Below are 25974 nucleotides of genomic sequence, written 5' to 3' on the forward strand. Positions count from 1 at the left end.
GCTCCCAGTCGATTGACGGTCCGGTTATAGCGGGGTTGATTTCACCCCGACGCGATTTCCGCAACGGCGGCAGCGGGACCGGCGGCCGTCCACCCGGTCGTCCCGCACGTGGTCCCGGGCCACCCCACCCCCCTACCCCGGGCGCCTGGGGATGCGAGTGGTTGTCCATGTTTTGATCTACTCGGTACGCGACGCGTCGCTGCCTGAGCATCGGCTGTTTTGAGGGGGAGCGCCCGTGGAGATCGTGGAGCGATGTAGGGCCCGGGACGTCCTGGACGACCTGTTCTCGCGGGCGCGGGAGGGCAACGGCCGGGCCGTCCTCATCACCGGCGTGGCGGGAATGGGCAAGACCTCGCTCATCCACGATCTCCGGACCCGTGCGGAGGCGTCCGGCGCGCTGGTCCTGGACGCGATCGCCTCCGGGTCGGAACGGGACCTCCCGATGGGCGTGATGGGCCAGTTGTTCCCCGGCGCCGGCCTGTCGGCCACCGACCCGGCCGGGGCCGTCGACAGCGTCCACCATCTCGTCCACCGGCTCTCCGAGCGTGCCCCGCTGGTCATCACCGTCGACGACGTCCACGAGATCGACGCGGCCTCCTTGCAGTGCCTGCTCTACCTGATCCGCCGGGTAGGGGGGGCACACGTCCTCGTCGTGCTCGGCGAACGCGCCGAAGCACCGCAGATCGGCTCGGCGCTGACCGCCGAGTTCCTCCGCAACCCCCGGTGCGCGCTGATCCAGCTCACAGCGCTCTCCGCGGAGGGCACCGGGTCCGTACTCGCCGGGCTCCTGGGCCCGGAGGGCGCCGCGGGCACGGCGTCCGGCTGGCAACGGGCGTCGGGAGGCAGCCCGCTGCTGCTGCGGGCGCTGCTGGAGGACCGCGTCGCCGGGCGGTGGACGACGGAATCCGCCGGCCCCACAGCCGGTGAGGCGTTCGGCCTGGCGGTCCGGTACCTGCTCAACCAGCTGAGCGGGGCGGCGCTGTCCACCGCGCGCGGGCTCGCCGTGATGGGATCGGCACCGCCGCCCGGCAGCCTGGACCGACTGCTCGACCTGCCGGGGGGCGCCGCCGCGCGCGCGGTCGGGACGCTGGAGGCCCTCGGACTGACCGAGGCCGGGCAGTACCGCGTCGAGGCCGCCCGGAGCACCGTCCTGGAGGACATGACGCCTGAGGAGCGCGCGCGCCTGCACCACAAGGCGGCCCGGTTCCTGTACGAGGACGGGGCCGCGACCGGAGTGGTGGCCCGGCACCTCGTCGCCGGGGGCACGCTCGAAGAGAGCTGGATCCTGCCCGTGCTGCGGGACGCGGCAGACCAGGCACTGCGGGACAACGATGCGGAGTGGTCCATCACCTGTCTGCGCGTAGCGCACGACGCGTGCACGGACAGCCGGCAGCGGGCGGCCATCCGGGCAGATCTCGCCCAGGCCGAATGGGAGGTGGACCCGGCTGCCGTCCGGCGCCATCTGGCCGGGCTCGTGGACGATCACCGACGCGGTCACATCGACCTGCGGCAGAGCATCCGGCTGATCGCCTATCTGCTGTGGCACGGCAGACCGCAGGAGGCGGACGAGATGTTCGCGGACCTCGACGCCGTGGAGGACCAGCTGGGCGAGGAGTCCCGGGTCCGCCTGGAGACGATGCGCGTCTGGTTCGCCCACTCCTATCCGGTGCTCGGAGCGCGATACCGCCACAACTCCGCGCTCGCCGAGATGGCTCTGGGCAGAAGCGTCGGGGCGGTGGACCCGCAGTCGGACGGTGCTCTCGTGCTCCACGCCCTGATGTCCGAGGGTCCCATCAGCAATGTGCTGGAGACCGCGGAACGGCTGCTGCAGGCAGTGGTGCTGCACAATCCGCCGGTGGCGCCCGCCATCGCCGCACTCGCCTCGTTCGTACACGCCGCCCGGCTGGATCACGCCGCCGAATGGTGCGATCTGCTGTTGCAGGGTGCCGAGCAGCGGGCCCCATCGGCCTGGGCGGTCTTCGCCGCCGCCAGCGCGGCGGTGGAGAGCCGCCTGGGCAACTTCGACGTGGCCCGGCAGCGGGCGGACCAGGCGCTGAGCTTGATGACCCCCGAGGCGTGGGGCATCGCCATCGGGGTTCCACTGGCCGCGAAGGTGCTGGCGTGCACCGCCCAGGGGGACCGTGAGGGCGCGGCCGAGTGCTTCCGGGTCCCGGTGCCCGAGATGATGTTCCAGACCCTTCCCGGGCTGCACTATCTGCAGGCGCGTGGCCGCTACCACCTGTCGGTGCGGCGCTACCACGCGGCGCTCGGGGACTTCCACGCCTGCCGGGATCTGATGGCCGCCTGGAACCTGGACGTCTCCTCGTCCCTGTCCTGGCGGCTGTACGCCGCCGAGGCGCTGATCGAGCTCGACAGCCCCGTCCAGGCCAGGGAACTCCTCGCCGAGGAGCTGACACGGCAGGACTCGGGCAACCGGTGGATGCGGGAGCAGTCGCTGTGCATGCTCGACCGGCTCGGCTCGTCCCGGCTGCCGGACGCCGGGCCGGCGCCGGCCGAAGAACGAGCCGAGGCCGAGGAAGCCGCCGTCGATGGGCTCAGCAGGGCCGAGCACCGGGTCGCCCTGCTGGCGTCCCAGGGGTGCACCAACCGGGAGATCGCCGCGAAGCTCTTCGTGACCTCGAGCACCGTCGAGCAGCATCTCACCCGCATTTACCACAAGTTGGGCGTCCGGGGACGCAGTGACCTTCCCACGATGGAGGACTCCGCGAACGCCGGCCGCTGAGCCGGCGCCGCGTCACAGCGGCGCCCGCCGCGCCGCGACGCGGAAGCCCTGACCGCTCTTACGGCCGAGGCAGCCTCGCAGCAGCAGCTGTTCGAGCAACTGCGGCGGTGCGTAACCCCGACCGGGGAACGCCTCGGACAGGTGCCGCAGTACCGCGAGGGAGACGTCCAGGCCGATGGTGTCCAGCAGGGTGAAGGGCCCCATCGGACAGCCGAACCCCCGCTCCACGGCGGCATCGGTCAGCTCGGCGTCGAAGTCGTGCCGGTCCAGCATCCCGATGGCGTCCACGAGGTAGGGAAAAAGCAGATGGTTGACGATGAACCCGGCCCGGTCCGCGCACTCGACGAACGTCTTGCCGAGCTGCCCGCAGAAGGCCCTCGCCGTCGCCAGGGCGTCCTCACCCGTCGTCGGGGTTCGTACCAGCTCGACCAGCTTCATCACGGGCGCCGGGTTGAAGAAGTGCAGCCCCAGTACGTCCTGGGCCCGGCCCGACGCCTGCGCGCAGGCGGAGACGGACAGGCTGGACGTGGTGGTCGCCAGTACCGCGCCGGGCTTGCACGCGCCGCCGAGCGCCGCGAACACGGAGCGCTTGAGCGCGAGGTCCTCAGCAGTGGCCTCGATGACCAGATCGCAGTCGCCTAACGCCCGGTAACTCGCGGCACCTTCGAGCAGGGCGAGCGCCACCGTTTGCTGGTCGGGGGCGGTCCTGCCGCGCCTCACGGACGTGGCCAGCGACGCCTCGACGGCTTCCATGGCGAGATCCGCCGCCGTCCGGCTGCGCCCCACCAGGACCGTCCGCAGTCCGGCCGCCGCGCTCGCCTCGGCGATTCCCCTGGCCATCGTCCCCGACCCCAGCACGCCGACCCGCCGGACGCGGGGGCCCTCGCCGGGACCGGCGGGGGAACCCGGTGTGCCGTACTGCCTGCCGAGATCGTCGTACGTGTAGAACCCCTGGCCGCTCTTGCGGCCCAGCGCACCGCTCCGGACCGCGGAGGTCAGCAGGGGGGTGGCGCGGAAGACGTCGGCGCCGGTGCGTGCCCGCAGCTCGACGAGCGCCGAGTGGAAGGTGTCCAGGCCCACCTCGTCGAGGAGTTGCAGGGGTCCGGCGGCCAGTCCGCAGCCCAGCCGCAGCGCGGTGTCGATGGAGTCCCGGTCGGCGTAGCCGTCTTCCATCATGGCGACAGCACGGTTGAGGAACGCGTACACCAGGGCCATCGCGTCGTTCCCGGGGCGCACCCCGATGCCGCCGGGAGTCAGCCCGAGCCCCGCCACCAGTTCGTCCAGCGCTGTGACGGCGCTGTCGCAGCTCATCGCGGTCCGCACCTGGTCGACGGCCCTGCCGGAAGCCGGGGGTCTGAGGAGGCGCAGGCCCAGGGTCCTGGCCGGCCTGCCCGACGCGATGGCGAGGCGTGTGAGCGAGAGCGACACGGTGGTACTGACCAGGACGGTGTGGTCCAGAGCGATGCTGTTGAGCCGCCGGAGGACCTCGGTCTTGGTGGCCAGGTCCTCCGGCACGGCCTCGAAGACCACGTCGGCCCGGCACAGCGCGGCCGTCTCGTTGGTCAGCGTGTATCTTCGGCCGCCGCCGTCGGCCGGCCCCGCGGCCCTCACCATCCGGCGGTCCACCCGTGCCAGCACGTCGGGTTCCCGCTCGACACCGACGACCTCGTGGCCGCCCGCGTGCAGCATCTCCAGCAGGGGCGCCCCGACCGACCCCAGCCCCACGACGCCCACCACGGATGGCTTCTGCGCCATATCTTGCGTTCCCCCTCGCTGCGAAGTGCCCCGCCGGCGGGTTCAGCTCCCGGACTGGCGGAAGCGGTTGATGGCCGGCAGGTGCTTCTCGCGCATTTCGTGGTCGGTGACGCCGAGGCCTTCGCCCGGGGCGAGCGCCAGGACGCCGACCTTGCCCTGGTGGAGGTTGCGGTGCACGTCGTAGGCGGCCTGGCCGGTCTCCTCCAGGGTGTACGTCTTGGACAGGGTCGGGTGGATCTTGCCCTTGGCGACCAGCCGGTTGGCCTCCCATGCCTCGCGGTAGTTCGCGAAGTGCGAGCCGACGATCTTCTTGAGCGACATCCACAGGTACCGGTTGTCGTACTCGTGGGTGTAGCCCGAGGTCGAGGCGCAGGTGACGATGGTGCCGCCCTTGCGGGTGACGTACACGCTGGCGCCGAAGGTCTCACGGCCGGGGTGCTCGAAGACGATGTCGACGTCCTCGCCGCCGGTCAGTTCGCGGATCCGCTTGCCCAGCCGCTTCCATTCGCGCGGGTCCTGGGTGTGCTCGTCCTTCCAGAACTTGTAGTCCTCGGCGTTGCGGTCGATGATCGCCTCGGCGCCCATCGCCCGGCAGATGTCGGCCTTCTTGTCGCTGGAGACCACGCAGATCGGGTTGGCGCCGCCGGCCAGCGCGAACTGGGTGGCGTAGGAGCCGAGGCCGCCGGACGCGCCCCAGATCAGGACGTTGTCGCCCTGCTTCATACCGGCGCCGTTGCGGGACACCAGCTGGCGGTAGGCGGTGGAGTTGACCAGGCCGGGAGCTGCGGCCTCCTCCCAGCTGAGGTGCGCGGGCTTGGGCATCAGCTGGTTGGACTTCACCAGCGCGATCTCGGCGAGACCGCCGAAGTTGGTCTCGAAGCCCCAGATCCGCTGCTCGGGGTCGAGCATCGTGTCGTTGTGGCCGTCGGAGGACTCCAGCTCCACGGACAGGCAGTGCGCCACGACCTTGTCGCCGGGCCGCCAGGCGTTGACGCCGGGCCCGGTGCGCAGCACGACGCCCGCGAGGTCGGAACCGATCACGTGGTAGGGCAGGTCATGCCGCTTGGTCAGCGGCGACAGCTTCCCGTACCGCTCCAGGAAGCTGAACGTGGAGACGGGCTCGAAGATCGAGGTCCACACGGAGTTGTAGTTCACCGAACTGGCCATCACCGCGACGAGAGCCTCGCCAGGACCCAACTCGGGAAGCGGCACATCCTCCAGATGCAGCGACTTGCGCGGGTCCTTCTCGGCCGACGCCATGCCGTCGAACATTCCGACGTCCTCTTTGCGAATGACAATTCCCCGGTAGCTCTCCGGGAGCCGGAGGGCCGCAAAGTCCGCTGAGGTGGCATCGCTGGCGAGGACGGCGTTGATTATTTCTTTCACGTGCATTTCCCTCTGAGGACGGCGAGTTCGCGGATGGGAGCGCACCCCCGTGGCAGCTTAGAGAATCACAAGGTCGGACAAAACCCCCTAGTTTTCAGGTCCACCCGGCGCCCGAAAACTAGGGGGTTGCCCATTCCGGGCCATTTCCTGCATCGTCCTAGGGCGGGCGCCGGGGCGAATAGTCGCCGTGCGTCATCAGAACCAGCCAAGGACGGGAATGACCGAGAGTTTCTTCAACGGCGCGCCCTGGGTACGACAGTTCCACCCGGTGCCGGACGCGCAGTCGCGTCTCTTCTGCTTCGCGCACGCGGGGGGTTCGGCCAGTTTCTTCTTCCCCCTGTCGCGGGACCTGTCCCCGGGCGTCGAGGTGCTGTCGGTGCAGTACCCGGGACGGCAGGACCGGCGCACGGAGCCGAACATCCCCGATATGGGCGAGCTGGCCGACCGGGCGGCCGAAGCGCTGCTCCCCTTCGCCGACCGGCCGTTCGCCCTGTTCGGCCACAGCATGGGGGCGACGCTGGCCTACGAGGTCGCCCGCAGGCTGCAGGCGGCGGGCGCGCGGGCGTCCGCACTGTTCGTCTCCGGACGCCGGGCCCCGCACCGGGTCGTCGACGACGGACTGCACCTGCTCTCGGACCGTGAACTGGTCGACGACATTCTGGCCCTGGACGGAACGGGCTCGCGAATGTTCGGCGACCCGGAAATGCTGGAGATGGTCCTGCCGTCGATCCGCAGTGACTATCGTGCCGCCGAGACGTACCGGTATGTCCCAGGACCACTGCTCGACTGCCCCGTTCACGCCCTCACGGGTTTCTCCGACCCCCGGGTCGAGGTTCAGGAACTCCACCACTGGGGCGAGCACACAACGGGCCCGTTCGACCTCCAGGTGTTCTCCGGCGGCCATTTCTATCTCACGGCGAATCAACCGGCGATCACCCAGGCCGTGTCCGACGGCATGGCGCGGGCCACCGCAGCACGCTGAGGAGGTCTCCTTCGGCCTGTCAGCAGGCCAAGGAGAGCTTCCGCTCCTCATCGAGGGCCGGGTCCCTGCCCAGGATCGACTGGTGGAGGCCCCTGATTCCGTCCCCGGGTTCCAGTCCGAGTTCGAGGACCAGCGTATTGCGGATCCTGCGATACGCCTCCAACGACTCCGCGACCCGTCCGCTGCGGTAGAGCGAAATCATCAACTGGGCATGAATGGACTCCCACATCGGGTATTCATCGACGAGTCCGTAGAGTTCGCCGATGATGCGCTTGTGCTGACCGAGGCTCAACTGCATGTCGAACCGTCGCTCCAGCACGTTGATGCGTTTCTCGTCCAGCTGCCGGGCGAGCTTGTCGAACGCCGGCAGGCCGCGGAGGTCCGCCAGTGCGGGACCGCGCCACAGCAGGCAGGCCGCCTGCAGGCTGTCCAGCGCCTCGCCGGGGGAGCCGGCCGTCCCGGCCTCCCCGTCCCAGCGGGAAAGAATGTCGAATTCCCGCAGGTCCAGCTGTTCCGGCTCCAGCTCGAAGACATAGCCATGGGGCTTGGTCATCAGCCGGCCCGCGAGCCCGCCGTGCAGGTCGAGATATTTACGGAGCTTCGACACGTACACCTGAAGCGCGGTACGTGCCGTACGCGGAGTATCGCCCGCCCATAGCGCGTCGATCAGGCATTCCCTGGAAACGACCGTACCCGACTTTACGCAGAGCATTGCCAGGAGCGATCTGATCTTGGCGGGCTGCGGCGTCACCGCACGATCGGCGACGACTACTTCCAGCGGCCCCAAGACTTTGAATTGCATTTCACATTCCCCTGTTGCCCCGACACGCCGTCCATAAATCATTTTCAGTCGAGCATGGCGGCAGACTTCAGGTCAACCCCCTGATTACGAGCCCGGCGGGAGCCGGTTCCCTAGGGGAGCCGGTTCCCTAGGGGGGCCGTGGAGTTGGGCAATGTGCGCAAAGCTCGCAGACCGCTCAGGTGCGATGGCGGTCGGCCGCTTCAGCCGAGCCGCACCGGCAGGGCGGCATGACCGCGCAGGGCCAGCCGGTCGGTCCGCGGCGACCCGCCCGCGCGCGTCATACGGGGAAACCTGGCGCACAACTGCTGGAGGGCGGTCTCGGCCTCCATCCGCGCCAGCGCCGATCCCAGGCAGAAGTGCGGTCCGGCACCGAAGGCGAGGGACTGGTGCGCCGGGCGGTCGGGGTCGAAGGCATCGGGATCGGAGAAGCGGCGCGGGTCCCGATTGGCGGCGCCGAGCAGCAGCAGCACCTGGGTGCCCTCCGTCACGCGGACACCGCCGATCGCCGTGTCCTCGGTCGCCCACCGGTCGGTGGCCTGGGCGGGCGGGTCGTAGCGCAGGATCTCCTGCACATAGGCCGCCGCGGAGGCGGGGTCCCTGGCCAGCCGGTCCTGGTCGGCGGGGCGGTCGAGCAGCACCGACAAGCCGTTCCCGAGCAGGCTCGCGGTGGTCTCGAATCCCGCGGCGAGCATCAACACCAGGTTGACCAGCAGTTCGCGCTCGCTGAGCCGGTCCGCAGCCACGTCGCTCACCCGGACCAGATCGCTGACCAGGTCCTCCTGGGGCCTCGCACGCCGCTCGTCGACGAGCGAGGTGAAGTAGTCCAGCAGCCGGGTCGCAGCTTCGTCGGCCCGGCTGAGGTCGCGCTCCTGGCCCGCGGGTTCGAGTACATACGAAAGGTCGGTGGCCCGGTGCCGGAACCAGGCACGGTCGGCAGCCGGGACGCCCAGCAGGTCGCAGATCAGCGCGATGGGCAGGGGGTAAGCGAAGTGGGCCACGAAGTCCACCGGCTCTCCCCCGGCACCGAGTTCGGCCAGCCGGTCCAGGAGCCCGCGGGTGTGCTCGCTCACGGCCGGATCCAGCCCGGCCGCCCGGCGCGCGGTGAGCGGCCTGCTCAGCAGCTGCCTGACGCGTTCGTGGTGGGGTGAGCGAGCCCGTATGACCGAGTCGGTGATCATCGCGGCGGACGGGTGTCCCGCGGTCCAACCGGGCCGGGTGCGCTCACGGAACGCGCTGTCCTTGACCTGGAAGACGGGACTGCGCAGTGCCTGGTCCACCTCCTCGTATCCGCAGACGACCACCCAGTCGTCGTTCAGCCGGTGGACGGGGCCGTCGTCGTGAAGGGCGCGGTACACGGGGACCGGGTCTTCCCTGGCCTGGGGTGTGAACAGCGCCTCGACAGCGCGGACGGCGTGCTGCGTCATGGTGCGCCTCTCCCTGTTCCGTGGCCGGTTCCCACGGCTCCGACCTGAATCCAGAATGCCCTGTCCGCCGACGCTGCTGAATACCAGCGAAGCTGATTTAACCGGGACACCTCCTCGCGCGGTTAGCCAGGCTTTAGCGGAATGAACAGTTACCGCTGTTAGGCTCGCCCCGCAACTCAGGAGTGCAATTCCTCCGCATGAGGTCGTGAATTAACTCCACACCGAACAGAAGCTAGGTAGGCCATGCTCCGGTCATCACTGAGGGCCGTTCTCGCGACATTGATGCGCGTACTCTTCCGGCCACGGATCAGCGGAATCGAGAACATACCCGCAGCCGGGCCGTGCATCATCGCGGCGAATCATCTGTCGTTCTCCGACCACGTCTTCATCTCGCTCGCCACCCATCGCCCCGTCTGTTTCATCGGCAAAGCCGAACGGCTCACCGGCAAAGGCCTGAAGGGCCGCGTCAGCGCGCTCTTCTTCGGAGCCGTGGGCATCGTTCCCGTGGAACGCGACGGCGGCCCCGGGGGCGTCGCGGCTCTGGGCCAGGCCCGCGGAGTCGTCGAGGACGGCCGCGTCTTCGGCATCCACCCCGAGGGCACGCGCTCGCCGGACGGCCGCGTCTACCGAGGCCGTACCGGTGTCGGCTGGCTGGCCATGGCCACCGGCGTCCCGGTCGTGCCGTGCGGCCTGGCCGGCACGGACAAGGTGCAGCCGCTCGGCCGTCTGCTGCCGCGGCTGACCCGGTTCGACATGCACTTCGGCGCACCGATGCTCTTTCCCGAGCATGTGGGTTCCGAGGGGAATCCCCGGCTGCGCCGCACCGTGACCGACGAGGTCATGCAGCAGGTCCAGAAACTGTCGGGGCTCGAATACGTCGATCGCTTCGCCTCCAAGGACAAGACGACGGCCGGATCCTCCGCCGGCTGACAACTGCCCGGCCGAATTGGGGAATACCTTGTTTTCGCACCTGTCGGAAAGACTCCACGACCCCGTCGTCTACGCGCTTCCGGTCGTCGCGTTGATCGTCCTCGTGGAGTTCGTGGCCCTGCGTTTTGACCACGACGACGTCGAGCGCTACGACGTGAAGGACACCCGGGCCAACATACTCACCGGACTGGGCGCGCTGGTCATCTCCAGCGTGCTGCGCACGGCGGCGCTGGTCTTCTACGCGTGGGTCTACGCCTACGTCGCTCCGTTCCGGCTGCCCGCCGGCTCCTGGCAGACGTGGGTCGTCCTCTTCTTCGGCGTCGACCTCACCATTTACGTCCAGCACCGCATGACCCACCGGATCCGGCTGCTGTGGGCGGGCCACCAGGTGCACCACTCCAGCCGGTACCTCAACGTGTCGGTGGCCCTGCGGCGCAAGTGGGCCCAGTGGTTCGAGAAGTTGATGTGGCTGCCGCTGCCCCTGCTGGGCGTCCCACCGGTCCTGGTCTTCACCATGCATTCGCTGCATCTGCTCTACGGGCTCTTCGCGCACACCGAGAAGATCGGCAGGCTCCCCCGTCCCGTCGAGGCGGTCCTCGTCACGCCGTCCCACCACCGGGTGCACCACGGCAGCGACCCTGAGTACCTGGACAAGAACTACGGCAGCATGCTGATCGTCTGGGACCGGATGTTCGGAACGTTCCAGCCCGAACTGCACCGGCCGACCTACGGCCTGACGAAGCAGATCAGCACGCACAGCATCTGGCGCATCCAGGTCCACGAGTTCGCCCAGATGTTCCAGGACATCCGCCGGACCACGAACTGGCGCCACCGGGCCCGCTACGTGTTCGGGCCCCCGGGATGGCGGCCCGCGCAGGACCAGCAGCCGCCGGCCGCGGAGCACACCCCTGCCGGAGCCCCGCACGGGCCGGACCTCGTGCCGGCCACGCAGACACACTGACAGAGACGAGGACCAGGATGACCACGCCCGGAGCCGCCCCCCGCAGACTGCGTGGTCATCCCTGGCTCACGCTGGGGACACTGGCCGTGGGCGCCATGATGGTCTCGCTGGACAGCACCGTCGTGGCCGTCGCGCAGCCCGCCATGCAGGACGGACTGCGGGCCACCATCGGTGACATCCAATGGGTGACGGCGGGATATCTGCTGTCCCTGGCGGCCCTGCTCGTCGTCGCGGGCAAGTTGGGAGACCGCTTCGGGCACCGCCGGGTCTTCCTCGTCGGCACCGCGGGATTCACCGTCTCGTCCGTGGCCATCGGGCTGTCCACCCACATCAGTTGGGTCATCGCCCTCAGAGTGGTGCAGGGCGTTTTCGGCGCGCTGATGCAACCGCCCACCCTGGCGCTGCTGCGCGTGACCTTCCCGGCGGACCGCCTGCACCTGCCGATCGCCATTCGCAGCAGCGCCCTCGGGATCGCCACGGCGGCCGGCCCGGTCGTCGGCGGACTGCTGGTGGAGCACTTCAGCTGGCAGTCGATCTTCTTCCTCAACGTGCCCATCGGTGTCATGGCCATCGGCCTGGGCACGGTGATCCTGCGCGAGGCCCGGCTGGACTCGGCCGCGAAGTCCTCGGACCCCGTCGCGGTGGTGCTGTTGTCCGCGGCCCTGCTCGCCCTGCTGTGGGGGACGGTCAATGCCCCGGACTACGGCTGGGCGGACATCAGGACGTGGGCCGCTCTCGCCGGTGCGGTCGTTCTGGGTACCGGGTTCTGCCGCTGGGAGGCACGCGCCCGCGAACCGCTCGTGCCCATGTCGCTCTTCCGGTCCCCCCGGTTCTCCGCGGGGGTGATGCTCATGCTCCTGGTGTCCTTCGTCATGTTCGGGGTGCCGTTCGTTCTGACCTTCTTCCTGCAGAACATGCTGGGCATGTCTCCGATGGAGTGCGGGATCCACGTGCTGTGGCTGACCCTCGCCATGGTCGTCGCGGGCACCGCCACCGGGCTGGTGATGCGGCGTACCGGTCCCCGGATCCCTGCGGTCTCCGGCATGGCGGCCACCACTGTGGCCGTGTTCGGCCTGACGCACGCCGTCGGCACCGGCCCCGCCACCGGGGAACTGCGGGTGTGGCTCGTCGTGCTGGGCCTGGGCTTCAGTTCCGTGATCGTGGCGACGACCCACCTCATCGTCGGCAGCGCGCCGCTGCGTCACTCGGGAGTCGCCGGAGGTCTCCAGCAGACCGCCATGCAGGTCGGCGGGAGTCTCGGCACCGCGGTGATGGGAGCCCTTGTCGCGGCCCGGGTCGACCAGCTCCTGCCACGGCGGCTCGAAGGCGCCCAGGTTCGACTGTCCGGGCCGGAACTCGGCGAGGCCGCACGCTCCGTCTCGCTGGGCGGCACGCCGGACACCCTCGCCGGTTCGCCCCGCGTCGCCGCCGAACTGACCCGTATCGGCCGGGACACCTTTGTGGACAGCCTGCACCTGGCCCTGGTCGTCTCGGGCGGACTGGCAGCACTGGGCACCGCTGCCGCTGTCGTCCTGCTCCGCCGCCCGGCCCGGACGGCGGAGCAGGAGAGCCGGATGCCCGCGGTCGCCGGCAACCCTCAGTAGCCGCGGGTGCCCTCCTCCAGCAGCCGCCAGAAATCGTGCAGCCACGTGAGGGACTCCCTCATCACGTAGTGGTCGGAGTCCGGCCGGAGCGCGGAGAGCAGAAACGACCTGCGTCCTTCGGCGGGAGGCCCGAGGACGGTGACGCGCTCCTCGACCGTCCCGTCGTCCCGGAGGGGATGGAAACGGTCCGTCAGGTCGAGCCCACCGGGTTCGAACGTGTCACCCGCCGCGGAGGCGTTGCGCCACAGCCGTACGGTCCCGGCGGCCAGCAGGTTGCGGAACAACGGGGACGAGTCCTGGGCCGGGGCGAAGGGATGGACCCTGGCGTCGACCAGCGTGTCGACCGGCCAGGACGCCCCGGTGGCGGGTCCGTCGACGCGGAATCTCCCGGTGTCCGTGTCCGGCGTGACCATCGCGCCGGGGCCCGCGCCGACATCGAGCAGTCCGTGCCGGACCAGCGCCTGGATCCGGGCCATCACCTCGGGCGCGGCACCGTTGGCGAGGCGGTTGTGCACACGCACATAGCGGGCGAGGAACGTACGGTGAGAGCCCGGAGCCAGCCCGCCGCCGTCCACCACGTAGGAGATCACGGGCCGCAGGTCCCGCCACACACCGTCCGCGGCGGCCTTGTGCGGGTTGTCCAGGTTTCCCTGGAGCGCCCACAGCTGGTCGCGGTCCATGAAATCGAGCACGGCGTCCCGGTAGGCCTCAGGGGTCCGGAAGCCCGCTGCGTCCAGGGGCGCGATGGTGCGCTCCCAGCTGAACCGGTTCCCGCCCGCTCTCCCCTCCAGCCGCCACGGCGACGGCGCCATGGCCCGCACCGGCGCCCCGGTGCCGAAGACCACGCCGGTCCAGCGGAGCAGTGCGGCTTCGACGGACCAGCCGGTCGTCCTGGCCTCCGCCTCCGCCAGCGGCTCGCGGTCGTCCAGGACACCGTCGAGTACGGCGGCGATCTCGTCCACGGCGTCTTCCAGCGGGCCGAGCAGCCTGGCCGGGTCGTCGGGTCGCTCGTGGTGAGGCGGCCCGCCCGCCAGGAAAGCGCGGTGGATCCCGGCCGAGCGGTCGTGCAGAATCCCGGCCACCTGCTGTCCGAACAGCGTCGCGTAGTGGACGTGGGCCATCTCCAGGACCACCAGGGGCAGCACGTCGCGTTCGAAGTCGAGCTGTTTCGCGCCCTCGCCACCGGCGCCCGGCGTGCCAACGGCCGCCCGCAGCCGGTCGACCGCCCCGACCGTCAGGAACACCCCGCGGTGTTCGAGAAGAGCCGGATCGGCCTCCTTCCGGTTGTCCGGGCGGGCGAAGGTGAACAGGCCCGCCCCGCTGAAGGCGAGGAGCTTCGCGGGTTCGGCACCACTGGGCCGGTAGCGCAGTCCGTGCTCCGCGTCGGGTACGAAGACCCCGCCACGCCCCTCGGTCAGATGGAGGACCGCGTCGATCGCCGTCAGCCCCATGCCCGCGATACCGACCACCCGGCCGGGCCCGGTGGCCGCGGGCGGCAGCGCCTTGTCCAGCGGGTAGACGTAGGGGACGTAGCTGCAACCGGTGCGTTCCCGCCGACGGTCGGCGAAGTCCGCCAAGGAACGCGTGCGCGCGGAGCGCCGCGGTTCGTGGTGGGTGTGCCCCGTCACCAACAGCACCTGGTCGGCGGGGAAGCGCTCCCCGTCCGCGGTACGCACCGACAGCCGCGGGCCGTCGTGCTCGATGTCCACCACCGCGGCGTGGTGCGGCAACGCCTCGACGCCCGGTCGCGCGTTCAGGTCGCGGAGATACGCGCCGAACATGTCCTGGAGCGCCATCCCGTGCACATAGCGCCTGGGCCAGTCCTGCGGTCCGAGGTCGAAATCGCGGTGGCTCGTCTCGGCGAAACGCCGTCGGCACCACTCGTGGAGCGTGGGACGCTGTTCCGCCGGCCGCAGCGGGCCGGCGTCCTTCACCGACTCGTCTGCCGCGAAGGCCACTTGGCCGCTGATGCGATTCAGATAGCTGGTCGTCGGCTGCGACGGGCTGTGCGCCTCGCCCGAGCCGAACTCCCCGGACCGCTCGAAGATCCGTACGTCCAGCCGCCGGTCCGGTCCGAGCCTGCCGATGTCGGCCGACAGCCGCTCCAGCGCGTACGTGGCGCGGGGGCCCCCGCCGACGATGACCAGCCGGTGGACTTCCGGCCCGCTGCCGCTCATGGCGCTCACTCGGTCTCCCCGATCTCGTGGGCCGCGGACCTGCCCGGCCCGAGGGAGAGCAGCAGCCCGCCGAGCGCGGCGAGGAACGCGTCGATGTCCTGCTCGTCCATGGCGCCCATGGTGGAAAGGCGGAAGAATCCGCCGGCCAGCTGCTCCTGGGCCGCATAGATGACGAACCCCTCGCGTTTGAGGGCCCGGTGCAGATCCTCGTAGCGGACGCCGTCGGGAAGCCGCACCGCGGTGAGACCAGCGGCTCGGTGCTCCGGGGCGAGCAGGACCCGCAGCCCCAGCTCCGCCAGCCCGGACCGCAGCCGCCCGGCGAGTGCGCGGTAGCGGCCGCCACGTGCGGGGACGCCTTCTGCGAGCGCCAGGTCCAGGGCCGCCTCGAACGCGTAGAACACCGGTACCGACGGGGTGAAGGCCGGTGCCGCCGCCTTTGCTTGTGTCCGGTAGTGCCTGTTCAGGTCCAGGTAATAGCCGCGTGCGGGGTGGGCGGACAGCCCTTCGAAGGCTTGCCGGGAGGAACAGACGAACGCGAGGCCGGGCATTCCCTCCAGACACTTGTTCGCCGTGCCCACCAGCCAGTCGATCCCGTCGCGCGTGATGTCCAGGGACTCCGCGCCCACGCTGCTGATGGCGTCCACGATCGTCCGGCACCGGCGCCCCCGGGCCACCGCGGCGACGGCGGCCACATCGTTGAGCATCCCGGTGCTGGTCTCGTGGTGGACCACGGCGACATGGGTGAGCGACGGGTCGGCGGCGAGCGTCCGGTCGAGAACGTCCGCGTCGACGGGCACGCCCCAGCCCAATTCGAGGCGTCGGCAGCGGATTCCGTGAACGGACGCGATGTCGTACAGCCGTGCCCCGTAGTGGCCGTTGTCCACGACCAGCAGCCCCGCGTCACGGGGAAGGGCCGAGATGACGGTGGCCTCCAGCGCGGACGTGCCCGAGCCGGTCAGAACGACCGAGGTGTGGTCCGGGCCGCCACCGCACACTTCGGTGACCTTCCGGCGGACCCGGCTCATCAGCTCACCGAACTCCGGTTCCCGATGGCACAGGTCAGGCCCGCCAAGAGCTGCCCGAACGGATTCCTGCGTGTTCACCGGTCCGGGGTTCATCAGGACGAGGCGCGGGGACATCACGCTGCTCACGAGGCGACCGCCGTCCGGAACCGGGCGGCCGACGCGGGCGGTGGCAGGGCGGGCCGTCCCAGACCCGGGTCGGAGCGGGACGCGACGCGGACCCGGACCCGGACCAGTGCGTGGCCGGCGTGTGACAACTGCTGCGCCAGGGCCGCCTTCAGCCCCGCGGCGCTGGAGACCTCCGTCGCCGAGTGGTAGCCGCATGCCGCGGCGACCTCGGTGAAGTTCAGCTGCCGGGAGCCCGTCGGCTGTCCGCCCGTCGATTCGTACGACTCGTTGTCCAGAATGACGTGCAGCAGGTTCGGCGGGGCGAGCCGTCCGATGGTCGCCATCGCCTCCAGGCGCATCAACGCCGCGCCGTCCCCGTCCAGTACGACCACCCGCCGTGACGGCGTGTGCAGTGCGATACCGAGGGCCACGCTGGAGGCGCAGCCCATGGAGCCGACGACGTACAGATTCTCGGGCCGGTCCCAGTCCCGCTCCAGCTCCCGGGCCGTCCTGCCCGTCGTGGCGACGACCAGCGCCTTCTCCCCGATGGCGCCCATCACCTGCCCGATCGCCTCGCTGCGCGCCATGAGGCCGGCACCGGGCGCCGGCATCGCGGTCCGGCCGGAGGTCGGCAGGTAGGGGCCGACAGCTCCCTTGGGGACGACGAAGGCGAACGGCAGACCTGTCTCGCGCATGTGATCGTCGGCGGCCCGCAGCCGTTCGCGCAGGCTCAGTTCGTTCTCCGGCAGGATCTCGTTCCGGATCCCCATGGCCGTGAGAAGGCCAGGGGTGATCCGCCCCATCAGCTCGTGCTGGGGCTCGTCCGGAGTCCCGGGCTCGCCACGCCAGGTGACGAGAAGCAGGACGGGCAGCCGCAGCGTGTGGCACAGCGAGGTCAGCGGGTTGACGGCATTGCCGAGCCCTGAATTCTGGAGAATGACGACCGGACGCTGCCCGGCCAGGTACGACCCGGCCGCGATGGCCACCGCCTCACCTTCGTTGGCGGCGATGACGTAACGGTCCGGGTGCTCGCTCTCCAGACAGCTGATCACCGGACCGAGGAACGAACAGGGCACGCCGGTGAACGGCCCGAACCCCGCCCCTTCGAAGATCGCGACGGCCTTCGCGGGATCGAGGACGGCCGTCATGCCGTCACCTGTCCGGCCTCTGGCACGACAGCCGCCCCGGTGGGCGGGGCGTCGTGGCGGACGAAGCGCTTCTCGGCCTCTTTCAGCCGGGCCATCCCCTGGAGTTCGAAGACCGTGGCGAGCGGGGCGATCCGCCCCTCGATCCCGGTACTGCGCCCCTCGTCCAGGATCGCGTCGAAGACCTCGCTGACCGCGTTGATTCCCGCACGCAGGCCATGGTTCGCGTAAATGACCATTTTGGCGCCCGCCCCATGGAGCTCTTCGGCGGTAATCGTGTGATAGGTGGTGGGCACCACGACGACCGGCAGGGTCGGCCGCCACTGCCGCATGAATTCAAGGACCGGCTCGGGAGAATTCCCCTTCGCGTGGATCAGCACAGCGTCCGCACCGGCCTCCGCGTATGCCTCACCCCGGCGCAATGCCTCGTCGATACCGTGCCCGGCGATAAGGGCCTCGATCCGGGCGATCACCATGAGGTCGGTGCCACGCTGGGCACTCTTGGCCGCCTCAATCTTTCCGCAGAACTCATCCATTCCGGCGAGCTGCTGACGCCCCGGGATGAAGCTGTTCACCTTCGGGAACACCTTGTCCTCGATACTCACGGCAGCGAGACCGGCGCTCTCGTAGCGCTGGACCATGCGCATGACGTTGTGGGCGTTCCCGTACCCCGCGTCGCAGTCCGCGACCACGGGAACCTCCACCGCGGCAGCCATCGACCCGGCGACCGACAGCAACTCCGACATCGTGAGCAGGTCCGTGTCGGGCAGCCCCTGGGACGCCGATATCTCCAGACCGCTCGACCAGACACCATCGAATCCAGCCCGCTCGGCAAGGCGTGCCCCCAGCGGATTATGAGCACCGACTATTCGAATCACCCCGGGCCGCGCAAACAGCTCCCGCAATTCAGCGGCGCCTTCCGGTGCATGACTTACCCTATCGACGGACTTCACGGCGCCCCTGCTCCCATATTTTCGGAGGCATCCCAGCCCCACTCCCGGCCTCAGCAACACTAGGACCGTTCACGGACACCGGGCAAACGATTCGGACCGTTTAATTCGCACATTTCAGCGGGCTAATCAAGGGAACGCAAGGCGCATATTAGCGACGCTTTAGCCGCCATGGCCGCGCCGGGCGAACGGGCCGAACGGTGCTCCCCGTCCGAGGTACTCGCGGAGCCGGTTGGGCCGTCCGCTCACGCAGCGCTCACGCAAGCGGCCCCGGACGGGTCGTCCGGGGCCGTTGGTGAAGCTCCGCGGAGACCAGGACCGCAGGTCATCCGGGGTGGTAACGAGAGCCCCCTGTCGGATTCGAACCGACGACCTTCGCTTTACAAGAGCGGTGCTCTGGCCAGCTGAGCTAAGGGGGCACGGGTCCGCGGCCGGTGGTGCGGGTGCGGGGCCAGGAGAAGTGTACTCAAGGCGGGGGGTGCCGGGTGTGGGGAAAGTCGGGGACCGGGGGCTACTGACAAAGGGGCAGGCGGCGGGTAGCGTCACCGTCAGTTCGCATATGGCGGACTAGACCAATCCTTCCTTTACTCGGATCGTCCGGCACGTTCCTGCCGGTGAGGGGTGCAACAGCTATGGCTACTGTCACGTTCGACAAGGCGACCCGTATCTACCCGGGCTCGGAGAAGCCCGCGGTGGACGGCCTGGAGATCGAGGTCGGGGACGGCGAGTTCCTGGTCCTGGTCGGCCCGTCCGGCTGTGGGAAGTCGACCTCCCTGCGCATGCTCGCGGGTCTCGAGGACGTCAACGGCGGAGCGATCCGCATCGGTGACCGCGACGTCACCCACCTGCCGCCGAAGGACCGGGACATCGCGATGGTGTTCCAGAACTACGCGCTGTACCCGCACATGACCGTCGCGGACAACATGGGCTTCGCGCTCAAGATCGCCGGCGTGAACAAGGCGGAGATCCGCAAGCGCGTCGAGGAAGCCGCGAAGATCCTGGACCTCAGCGACTACCTGGCGCGCAAGCCGAAGGCGCTCTCCGGTGGTCAGCGCCAGCGTGTCGCGATGGGCCGCGCGATCGTGCGTGAGCCGCAGGTGTTCCTCATGGACGAGCCGCTGTCGAACCTCGACGCGAAGCTGCGTGTGCAGACCCGTACGCAGATCGCCAGCCTGCAGCGCCGGCTGGGCGTCACGACGGTCTACGTCACCCACGACCAGGTCGAGGCCATGACGATGGGCGACCGCGTGGCCGTCCTCAAGGACGGGCTGCTGCAGCAGGTCGACACCCCCCGCAACATGTACGACCGCCCGGCGAACCTGTTCGTCGCCGGCTTCATCGGCTCGCCGGCCATGAACCTCGTCGAGGTCCCGATCACGGACGGCGGCGTGAAGTTCGGCAACTCGATCGTCGCCGTCGAGCGCGACGCCATCGCGGCCGCCGCCGACAAGGGCGACCGCACGGTCACCGTCGGCGTCCGTCCCGAGCACTTCGACATCGTGAACGGCGAGGCCAAGTCGCTGTCCAAGGACGAGCCGGCCGGTCTGGCCGTCACGGTCAACGTCGTCGAGGAACTGGGCGCGGACGGCTTCGTCTACGGCAGCGCCGAGGTCAGCGGCGAGCACAAGGACCTGGTCATCCGGGTCGGCGGCCGCGAGATCCCGGAGAAGGGCTCCGTGCTGCACGTCGTGCCGCGCGGTGGCGAGGCCCACGTGTTCTCGACCTCCACCGGCGAGCGCCTCAGCGACTGACGCCGGTCCGGGGCACCGATCAGTCCGGGCTTATAAGCAGTACGGAACGGCCGTTCGCGCAACCTGCGGGCGGCCGTTCCGCGTTGCGTCCGCGGCGCGTCCGCGTTGATCATTCCGGTGTCGACAAATACCTGCACACACCGGTCCTTTCGACCCTGTTCGTCAACCGGCCGCACCCGTATCAGCGATTCCCCTCACCCGGCAGGGTGACTAAATGTCGCCAAATCATCACCCATCGCTACGATCGCGAGCGTGAACCAGGTAGCTCGCCGCATCGGCAAGACATTCGCGCTCGTACTCCCGGTCGTCCTCGTGCTGTCCGGGACCCTCGCCGTCACCCGCGTCCCGTGGGCGACCTCGGCCTCCGAGGCCCAGGTGCTCACGGCCTCGCACGACAAACCGGAGATCGTGCCGTCCTCGAAGGAGCCGCAGGAGGTGCTGCGCACCCGACTGCTGGACGAGCTCCAGGACAAGTCCGCGAGCACGGTACTGACCGACCTGCAGGCGGAGATGGCCACCAGGCCGTCACTGGCAAAGTACTGCACCTCGATCGCCCGGTCGCTCGGCCGCGCCGCCGTCGCCAAGTACGGTCCGGTCCGCGCCCAGTCCTTCTCGCGTCCGGTGTGCGACACCTCGTTCGCGACCGGCGTCGCCTCCGTCTACTGACCATGACAGGCGTCCCCTGCCGCCCGGGGACGCCGTCATCACGAGATCGACCGGATCCACTGGATCCACGAGTTCCACGACATCCACAAGATCCACGAGTTCGAGGTCCCGTAGGGTGCCCAGCATGACGAACGGCGCTCCTACCGTGACCCAGGCCGTCCTCCTCGCCGGAGGGCAGGGGTCGCGACTGCGGCCCTACACCGACGACCGTCCCAAGCCGATGGTCGAGATCCCGGGCACCGGGACACCGATCATCGGCCACCAGCTCGACTGGCTGGCCGCCGAGGGCGTCACCGACGCCGTCGTCTCGTGCGGCCACCTCGCCGAAGTGCTCCAGGAGTGGCTGGACGCGGCCCGGTTGCCGCTGAACGTCACCACCGTCGTCGAGAAGGAACCGCTGGGTCGCGGCGGCGGGCTCAAGTACGCCGCCGCGTCGCTCCCGCGCCCCGACGAGCCCTGGTACGCCACCAACGGCGACATCTGGACCCGCTTCTCGCTGCGCGAGATGGCCGCGTTCCACCACGAGCGCGCCGCGGTCGCCACGCTGGCGCTGGCCCGCCCCCGGATCCCGTGGGGCGCCGTGGAGACCAACGAGTTCGGGCAGATCCTGGACTTCATCGAGGCGCCGCCCTCCCCGTTCCTGATCAACGCGGGCGTGTACGTCTTCGACCCGGAGTTCACCGGGCTGCTGCCGGACCTCGGCGACCATGAACGCACCACGTTCCCCCGGCTCGCGCGCGAACGCCGCCTCGCCGGCTTCCCGATCCCGCAGGGCGCGTACTGGCGGGCCATCGACACGGCGAAGGACCTCACCGAGGCCGCCAAGGAGCTGGCCGCCCTCAGCCGTTGAGCGTGGCTCTCAACCGTTGAACGTGTCTCTCACGCCGTTGAGCGTGGCTCTCACGCCGTTGAGCGTGGCTCTCAGCCAGCCGCTGCGGCGCTGAGCGGGCTCCTGCGGACCTCGCGCACGTTCCACCACCTCCGGGCCGTCCTGGCCGCCCGCTTCCCTCCACAGCGCCCACAGGCCCTCCTCCGCACATGGCGGTGGCCCGCACCCCCGAAGGGTGCGGGCCACCGCCATGTCGTCCTGCGAACCCGACCCGTCAGGCCGAACCGCCGGTGCCGCCGCCGTCGCCGACCGGACCGGACCGGCCGAGCAGCAGGCCGGCGGGCGATCCGCTGCCCAGGAGGCCGCCGATCGGGTCGTGGACGGTACCGCTGCTGGTCGTCGGGGACGTCGTCGGACGGTGCGACTGGTGCGGGGAACTGGGCTGCGTCGGCCGCGAGGAGGACTCGCGCGGCTTGCTGCTGCTGCCGCTGCCCGTGCTGCCGCTCTTGTGGGTGCTGCTCGGCGACGCCGAGGGCGACTTGGACGGCTTCTTCTTGTTGGCGCCGGCGGACTTCGACGGCTTCGGGGTGGGCTTGTGCTTCCCGGGGGTGGCCGTCCCCGACACCTCGGGCAGCGGGGTGCCCGGCAGGTTGTTGACGGGGATGCGCGCCGGGGTCGGCACGTCCGTGTGCGTGCTGGACGACCGCACCGCGGCACCCAGCACCGATCCGCACAGCAGCGTCAGGCCGACGAAGATCGTGGCCAGCACCACACCGCGGCGCAGCACCCGCCTGCGCAGGTCCCACAGTTCGGCGCGCGGCCCGAGCCGCCGCCATGCCTCGCCCGCGAGGCGGCCGTCCACGGAGTAGACGGGGGCGCCCGCGATGATCAGCGGGCTCCAGGCGGCGAGGTAGATGAAGTCCGGCGCGTCGTAGACCGGGACCGTGCGCCAGGTCACCGTCACCAGCAGCGCCACGGAGAGCGCGGCGGCGAGGGACGCGGCGACCCGCTGCCACAGCCCGCAGATCGTGAGCACGCCGACGATGACCTGGAGGAAGGCGATGGTCAGCCCGGCGCCCACAGGGTGGGTGAGCGCGAGGTCGCGCAGCGGCGCCGCGGCGGCCCACGGGTGCAGTGACGTGAGCCACTTGACCATCGATCCGCGCTCGCCGCCGTCGAAGTACACGGGGTCGCAGAGCTTGCTCATGCCGGCGTAGACCGAGATGAAGCCGAGGAAGACGCGCAGCGGGAGCAGGACGACGCCGAGGTTCATCCGGTGCCCGGGGTACCAGGCGTGCCGGATCGGTTCGGCATTTCGGCCGCGCCGGATGCCGTCCTTCTCGCCGGGTCCGGCCGCGAGGCCCTTGCCACGGCCGTCACCGCGCCCGTCACCGAACTCGTCGTCGTAGCCGTCGTAGTCGTCGTCGAAGGCGCCACGGGCCGGCCGGACGCCGCGCAGCAGCTCGGGTTCCGGCATGCGCGGGCCGACGACGCCTGGCGTCGCCGCCTCGTCGATGTCGATCCGCGGCAGCAGCTGCGTCGAGCCGGCGGGCTTGTCGGGGCCGGAGCGTCCGGAGCCGGATTCCGCGCCCGCGTGGCCCGCGTGGCGGACCGCCTGCAGGAGCCGGCCGGCAGCCGGGTCGCCGGGCTCGGTCCGGCCGGACCACACCACTGGTGCGGCCCGTCGCCTGACGGAGCTGGGAATGACGGGGATCCGCGCGGTCTCGTCGAGGCTCAGGGCACGGGCCGAGGTCACGCCGAGCCGGACGCGGAAACTCGCGTGGTTGACGATGACCTGGGCCGGGTCGCTCGGGACCTTGAGCATGCTCAGGGCAGGTTCGTCGAACCCGGGCGTCCCACCCCCCGTAGGAGTGCGGGGTGTTCTGGTGTCCACACTCCACTAACCGAGTGACAGACGTTTAGGACACTGCCGACGCACCGATGGATGTCCGAGACCCGTCAAGATCAACAGCATCGGGGCGCTGGCCGGGAAGGATGCGGGGCCGACCCGAAAAGATCGGGACCCGGCCCGGAAGTGATCCGGACCGGGTCCACGTCGGCGTCCACGCGGGTCGGTCACGCACGAACAACCGCGCACGTGACGTCACCCACAAGAAGTCACCGCAAGAAGTCACCCGCAAGGGGTCACGCGCGGCGGCCAGGGGGTCACGCGCGGCGGCGGGCCGCCTCGTACAGCACGATGCCGGCGGCGACGCCCGCGTTGAGGGACTCCGCGCCACCCGGCATCGGGATGCGCACCAGGAAGTCACAGGTCTCGCCGACGAGGCGGGACAGGCCCTTGCCCTCGGAACCGGCGACGATCACGACGGGACCGGCGAGCGCGTCCAGCTCGTGCAGGTCCGTCGCACCGTCGGCCGCGAGGCCGACGACGACCAGACCGGCCTTCTGGTAGGCCTCCAGCGTCCGGGTCAGGTTGGTGGCGCGGGCGACCTGGACGCGGGCGGCGGCGCCCGACGAGGTCTTCCACGCACCGGCGGTCATACCCGCCGCGCGGCGCTCGGGGACGACGACGCCGTGACCGGCGAACGCGGCCATGGAACGGACGACCGCACCGAGGTTGCGCGAGTCGGTGATGCCGTCGAGCGCCATGATCAGCGGGGCCTCGTGGCTGTTGGCGGCGGTCTCCAGCAGGTCTTCCGGGTGCGCGTATTCGTACGGCGGGATCTGCAGGACCATGCCCTGGTGGTTCAGGCCGTTCGTCATCCGGTCCAGCTCGGGGCGCGCGGCCTCCATGAGCGGGACACCGCGGTCGGTCGCGAGCTTGATGGCCTCGCGCACCCGGTCGTCGGTGTCGATGTACTGCTGGACGTAGACCGCGGTCGACGGGATCTCGGCGCGCAGCGCCTCGACCACCGAGTTGCGGCCGACGACCAGCTCGGCCGTGGACTTCGCGCCACGGCCCGACGGGCGGCGCGACTGCGAGGAGACGGTCCGCTTGGCCACGGCCTTCGCGACGCGGTTCTTCTTGTGGCCCTTGCGGTCCGAGGCGGGCGGGGTCGGGCCCTTGCCCTCCAGAGCCTTACGCCGGTGACCGCCGGTGCCGACCTTCATGCCCTTCTTGTTGGAGGTACGGCGGTTCCTGCGCTGGCTGTTCCCGGCCATGGGGCACTCTCACTTCTTCGCTGCTGAAAAGGTACTGACGTATATGGGGACTGGGCTGTTCGGGCGGAGCTGGTACGGCGGACGGGTCTGGTACGCCGGCGGACGGCACGGTGACGCGCTCAGCGCGAGCCGAGCGACCACCGGGGTCCGGACGCGGTGTCCTCGATGTCCAGCCCCGACTGCTGGAGCTGGTCGCGGATGGCGTCGGCGGTCGCGTAGTCCTTACGCTCCCGGGCCGCCTGCCGCTGTTCCAGCACCAGCCGGACGAGTGAGTCCACGACGCCGTGCAGGTCGTCACCGTGCCCGCCGCCGGCCCACTGCTCGTCGAGCGGGTCCAGTCCCAGTACACCGAGCATCGCACGGACCTCGGCCAGACGCGCGATCGCGGTTTCCTTGTCGTCCGCCGTGATGGCCGAATTGCCCTGCCGGACGGAGGTGTGGACGATGGCCAGCGCCTGCGGGACGCCCAGGTCGTCGTCCATCGCCTCGGCGAAGGAGATCGGCACCTCGGAGGCCGGCGCGACCGGGCCGCACTTCTCGACGACCCGCTGCGCGAAGCCCTCGATGCGCGCGAACGCGGACTCCGCCTCGCGCAGTGCTTCCTCGCTGTACTCGATCATCGAGCGGTAGTGCGGGGTGCCGAGGTAGTAGCGCAGCACGATGGGGCGCCAGCGCTGGACCATCTCGGAGACGAGCACCGAGTTGCCGAGCGACTTGCTCATCTTCTCGCCGCTCATGGTGACCCAGGCGTTGTGCACCCAGTAGGCGGCGAAGTCGTCGCCGAAGGCCTTGGCCTGGGCGATCTCGTTCTCGTGGTGCGGGAAGATCAGGTCGATGCCGCCGCCGTGGATGTCGAACGCGGTGCCCAGGTACTTGTGGGCCATCGCGGAGCACTCCAGGTGCCAGCCGGGCCGGCCGCGGCCCCACGGGGTCTCCCAGGAGGGCTCGCCGGGCTTGACCGACTTCCACATGGCGAAGTCGCGCGGGTCGCGCTTGCCGGTCTCGACGACGTCCTGGGCCCCGCGCAGTTGGTCCAGGTCCTGGTTGGACAGCGACAGGTAGTCGGGGAACGAGCGCACGTCGAAGTAGACGTTGCCGTCGGCGACGTAGGCGTGACCCCGGTCGATGAGCTCGCGCATCATCTCGACCATCTCGGGGATGTGGCCGGTCGCCCGCGGCTCGTAGGTGGGCGGCAGGCAGCCCAGCACGTCGTAGCCGCTGCTGAAGGCCCGCTCGTTCTCGTAGCCGATCGCCCACCACGGGCGGCCCTGCTCGGCCGACTTCCAGAGGATCTTGTCGTCGATGTCGGTGACGTTCCGGATGAAGGTGACGTCGTAGCCGCGGTAGGCGAACCAGCGCTGCATGATGTCGAAGTTCAGGCCCGACCGGATGTGCCCGATGTGCGGGGCCGCCTGCACGGTGGCACCGCAGAGGTAGATCGAGACACAGCCCGGCGTGAGCGGGGTGAAATCACGGATCTGCCGAGCGCTGGTGTCGTACAGGCGAATAGTCACGCCAACAAGGGTAGTGGGCGAAACGCCGTGCCAAGTGCGCTCCGCGCGGGTTGCCGGGGGGAGCGGGCCGGACGATCTTCCGGACGTGGCTCCTGCCTGCGG

Annotated in this window: 19 protein-coding genes and 1 tRNA gene; 8 read left to right on the forward strand and 12 right to left on the reverse strand. The window is 70.1% G+C overall.

What is annotated here, in order from left to right:
* The first annotated feature begins 235 nt into the window (after positions 1-235).
* Positions 236-2743, forward strand: coding sequence for a helix-turn-helix transcriptional regulator (locus tag LNW73_RS36355; RefSeq protein ID WP_250990147.1), 2508 nt, complete (start codon positions 236-238; stop codon positions 2741-2743).
* 12 nt (positions 2744-2755) lie between these two features.
* Here LNW73_RS36355 and LNW73_RS14240 read toward each other — a convergent pair whose 3' ends face one another.
* Positions 2756-4498 (reverse strand): 3-hydroxyacyl-CoA dehydrogenase family protein, encoded by a 1743-nt coding sequence (locus tag LNW73_RS14240; protein ID WP_250990148.1) that lies wholly within the window; start codon positions 4496-4498, stop codon positions 2756-2758.
* A 42-nt stretch (positions 4499-4540) separates the two neighbouring features.
* Positions 4541-5890 carry a crotonyl-CoA carboxylase/reductase gene (ccrA, locus tag LNW73_RS14245; RefSeq protein WP_285391070.1) on the reverse strand — a complete coding sequence of 450 codons (1350 nt, stop codon included), beginning with the start codon at positions 5888-5890 and terminating at the stop codon, positions 4541-4543.
* 211 nt (positions 5891-6101) lie between these two features.
* Between ccrA and LNW73_RS14250 the strand changes: the two genes are divergently transcribed.
* Positions 6102-6866, forward strand: coding sequence for a thioesterase II family protein (locus LNW73_RS14250; protein WP_250990150.1), 765 nt, complete (start codon positions 6102-6104; stop codon positions 6864-6866).
* A 19-nt stretch (positions 6867-6885) separates the two neighbouring features.
* Here the strand turns inward: LNW73_RS14250 and LNW73_RS14255 are convergent, their stop codons facing one another.
* Together LNW73_RS14255 and LNW73_RS14260 are read right to left on the reverse strand one after the other, a co-directional pair.
* Positions 6886-7668, reverse strand: a complete 783-nt coding sequence (locus tag LNW73_RS14255; RefSeq protein ID WP_250990151.1) for an AfsR/SARP family transcriptional regulator — start codon at positions 7666-7668, stop codon at positions 6886-6888.
* 200 nt (positions 7669-7868) lie between these two features.
* Positions 7869-9092, reverse strand: coding sequence for a cytochrome P450 (locus tag LNW73_RS14260; protein ID WP_250990152.1), 1224 nt, complete (start codon positions 9090-9092; stop codon positions 7869-7871).
* A 282-nt stretch (positions 9093-9374) separates the two neighbouring features.
* Here LNW73_RS14260 and LNW73_RS14265 point away from each other — a divergent pair, with 282 nt between their 5' ends.
* Genes LNW73_RS14265 through LNW73_RS14275 form a run of 3 tightly spaced genes read left to right on the forward strand, consistent with a single transcriptional unit; the run spans position 9375 to position 12587 of the window.
* Positions 9375-10022, forward strand: coding sequence for a lysophospholipid acyltransferase family protein (locus tag LNW73_RS14265; RefSeq protein WP_308407670.1), 648 nt, complete (start codon positions 9375-9377; stop codon positions 10020-10022).
* Positions 10023-10050: 28 nt separating this feature from the next.
* Positions 10051-10983 carry a sterol desaturase family protein gene (locus LNW73_RS14270; RefSeq protein WP_250990154.1) on the forward strand — a complete coding sequence of 311 codons (933 nt, stop codon included), beginning with the start codon at positions 10051-10053 and terminating at the stop codon, positions 10981-10983.
* 17 nt (positions 10984-11000) lie between these two features.
* Positions 11001-12587, forward strand: a complete 1587-nt coding sequence (locus tag LNW73_RS14275) for an MFS transporter (protein WP_250990155.1) — start codon at positions 11001-11003, stop codon at positions 12585-12587.
* Here the strand turns inward: LNW73_RS14275 and LNW73_RS14280 are convergent.
* The 5 genes from LNW73_RS14280 to LNW73_RS14300 form a co-directional block, all read right to left on the reverse strand.
* Positions 12581-14764 (reverse strand): FAD/NAD(P)-binding protein, encoded by a 2184-nt coding sequence (locus tag LNW73_RS14280; RefSeq protein ID WP_250992916.1) that lies wholly within the window; start codon positions 14762-14764, stop codon positions 12581-12583. The genes LNW73_RS14275 and LNW73_RS14280 overlap by 7 nt on opposite strands.
* 5 nt (positions 14765-14769) lie before the next feature.
* Complete coding sequence (locus LNW73_RS14285) at positions 14770-15903, reverse strand: 2-aminoethylphosphonate aminotransferase (protein ID WP_285392833.1); 1134 nt, start codon at positions 15901-15903, stop codon at positions 14770-14772.
* 8 nt (positions 15904-15911) lie between these two features.
* The gene (gene aepY / locus LNW73_RS14290; RefSeq protein WP_250990157.1) at positions 15912-17042 is read right to left on the reverse strand and encodes a phosphonopyruvate decarboxylase; all 1131 of its coding nucleotides are present in this window, start codon (positions 17040-17042) and stop codon (positions 15912-15914) included.
* A complete protein-coding gene (locus tag LNW73_RS14295) occupies positions 17039-17992 on the reverse strand; it encodes an isocitrate lyase/phosphoenolpyruvate mutase family protein (protein ID WP_250990158.1) in 954 nt (317 codons plus the stop codon). The genes aepY and LNW73_RS14295 overlap by 4 nt, the downstream gene beginning before the upstream one ends.
* Before the next feature lie 342 nt (positions 17993-18334).
* Positions 18335-18408 (reverse strand) — tRNA-Thr (locus tag LNW73_RS14300).
* A 213-nt stretch (positions 18409-18621) separates the two neighbouring features.
* On the opposite strand from LNW73_RS14300, the gene LNW73_RS14305 reads away from it, so the two are divergent.
* The 3 genes from LNW73_RS14305 to LNW73_RS14315 all read left to right on the forward strand — a co-directional run bounded on the left by LNW73_RS14305 (position 18622) and on the right by LNW73_RS14315 (position 21256).
* Positions 18622-19740: an ABC transporter ATP-binding protein gene (locus LNW73_RS14305; protein ID WP_250977078.1), complete on the forward strand. Its 1119-nt coding sequence runs from the start codon at positions 18622-18624 to the stop codon at positions 19738-19740.
* Between the two features lie 252 nt (positions 19741-19992).
* On the forward strand, positions 19993-20406 hold the full coding sequence (locus LNW73_RS14310) for a hypothetical protein (protein ID WP_138354090.1): 414 nt from the start codon (positions 19993-19995) through the stop codon (positions 20404-20406).
* A 124-nt stretch (positions 20407-20530) separates the two neighbouring features.
* Positions 20531-21256 (forward strand): nucleotidyltransferase family protein, encoded by a 726-nt coding sequence (locus tag LNW73_RS14315; RefSeq protein ID WP_138354089.1) that lies wholly within the window; start codon positions 20531-20533, stop codon positions 21254-21256.
* Positions 21257-21509: 253 nt separating this feature from the next.
* Here LNW73_RS14315 and LNW73_RS14320 read toward each other — a convergent pair whose 3' ends face one another.
* From LNW73_RS14320 to cysS, 3 genes are all read right to left on the reverse strand, one after another.
* Positions 21510-23060, reverse strand: a complete 1551-nt coding sequence (locus LNW73_RS14320) for a DoxX family membrane protein (RefSeq protein WP_250990159.1) — start codon at positions 23058-23060, stop codon at positions 21510-21512.
* Positions 23061-23401: 341 nt separating this feature from the next.
* Positions 23402-24358 carry a 23S rRNA (guanosine(2251)-2'-O)-methyltransferase RlmB gene (gene rlmB / locus LNW73_RS14325; RefSeq protein WP_138354087.1) on the reverse strand — a complete coding sequence of 319 codons (957 nt, stop codon included), beginning with the start codon at positions 24356-24358 and terminating at the stop codon, positions 23402-23404.
* A 119-nt stretch (positions 24359-24477) separates the two neighbouring features.
* Positions 24478-25872, reverse strand: coding sequence for a cysteine--tRNA ligase (gene cysS, locus LNW73_RS14330; protein ID WP_250990160.1), 1395 nt, complete (start codon positions 25870-25872; stop codon positions 24478-24480).
* Positions 25873-25974: the final 102 nt, after the last annotated feature.

Origin of the sequence: Streptomyces sp. RKAG337, from assembly GCF_023701715.1 — a bacterium.
GTDB lineage: Bacteria > Actinomycetota > Actinomycetes > Streptomycetales > Streptomycetaceae > Actinacidiphila.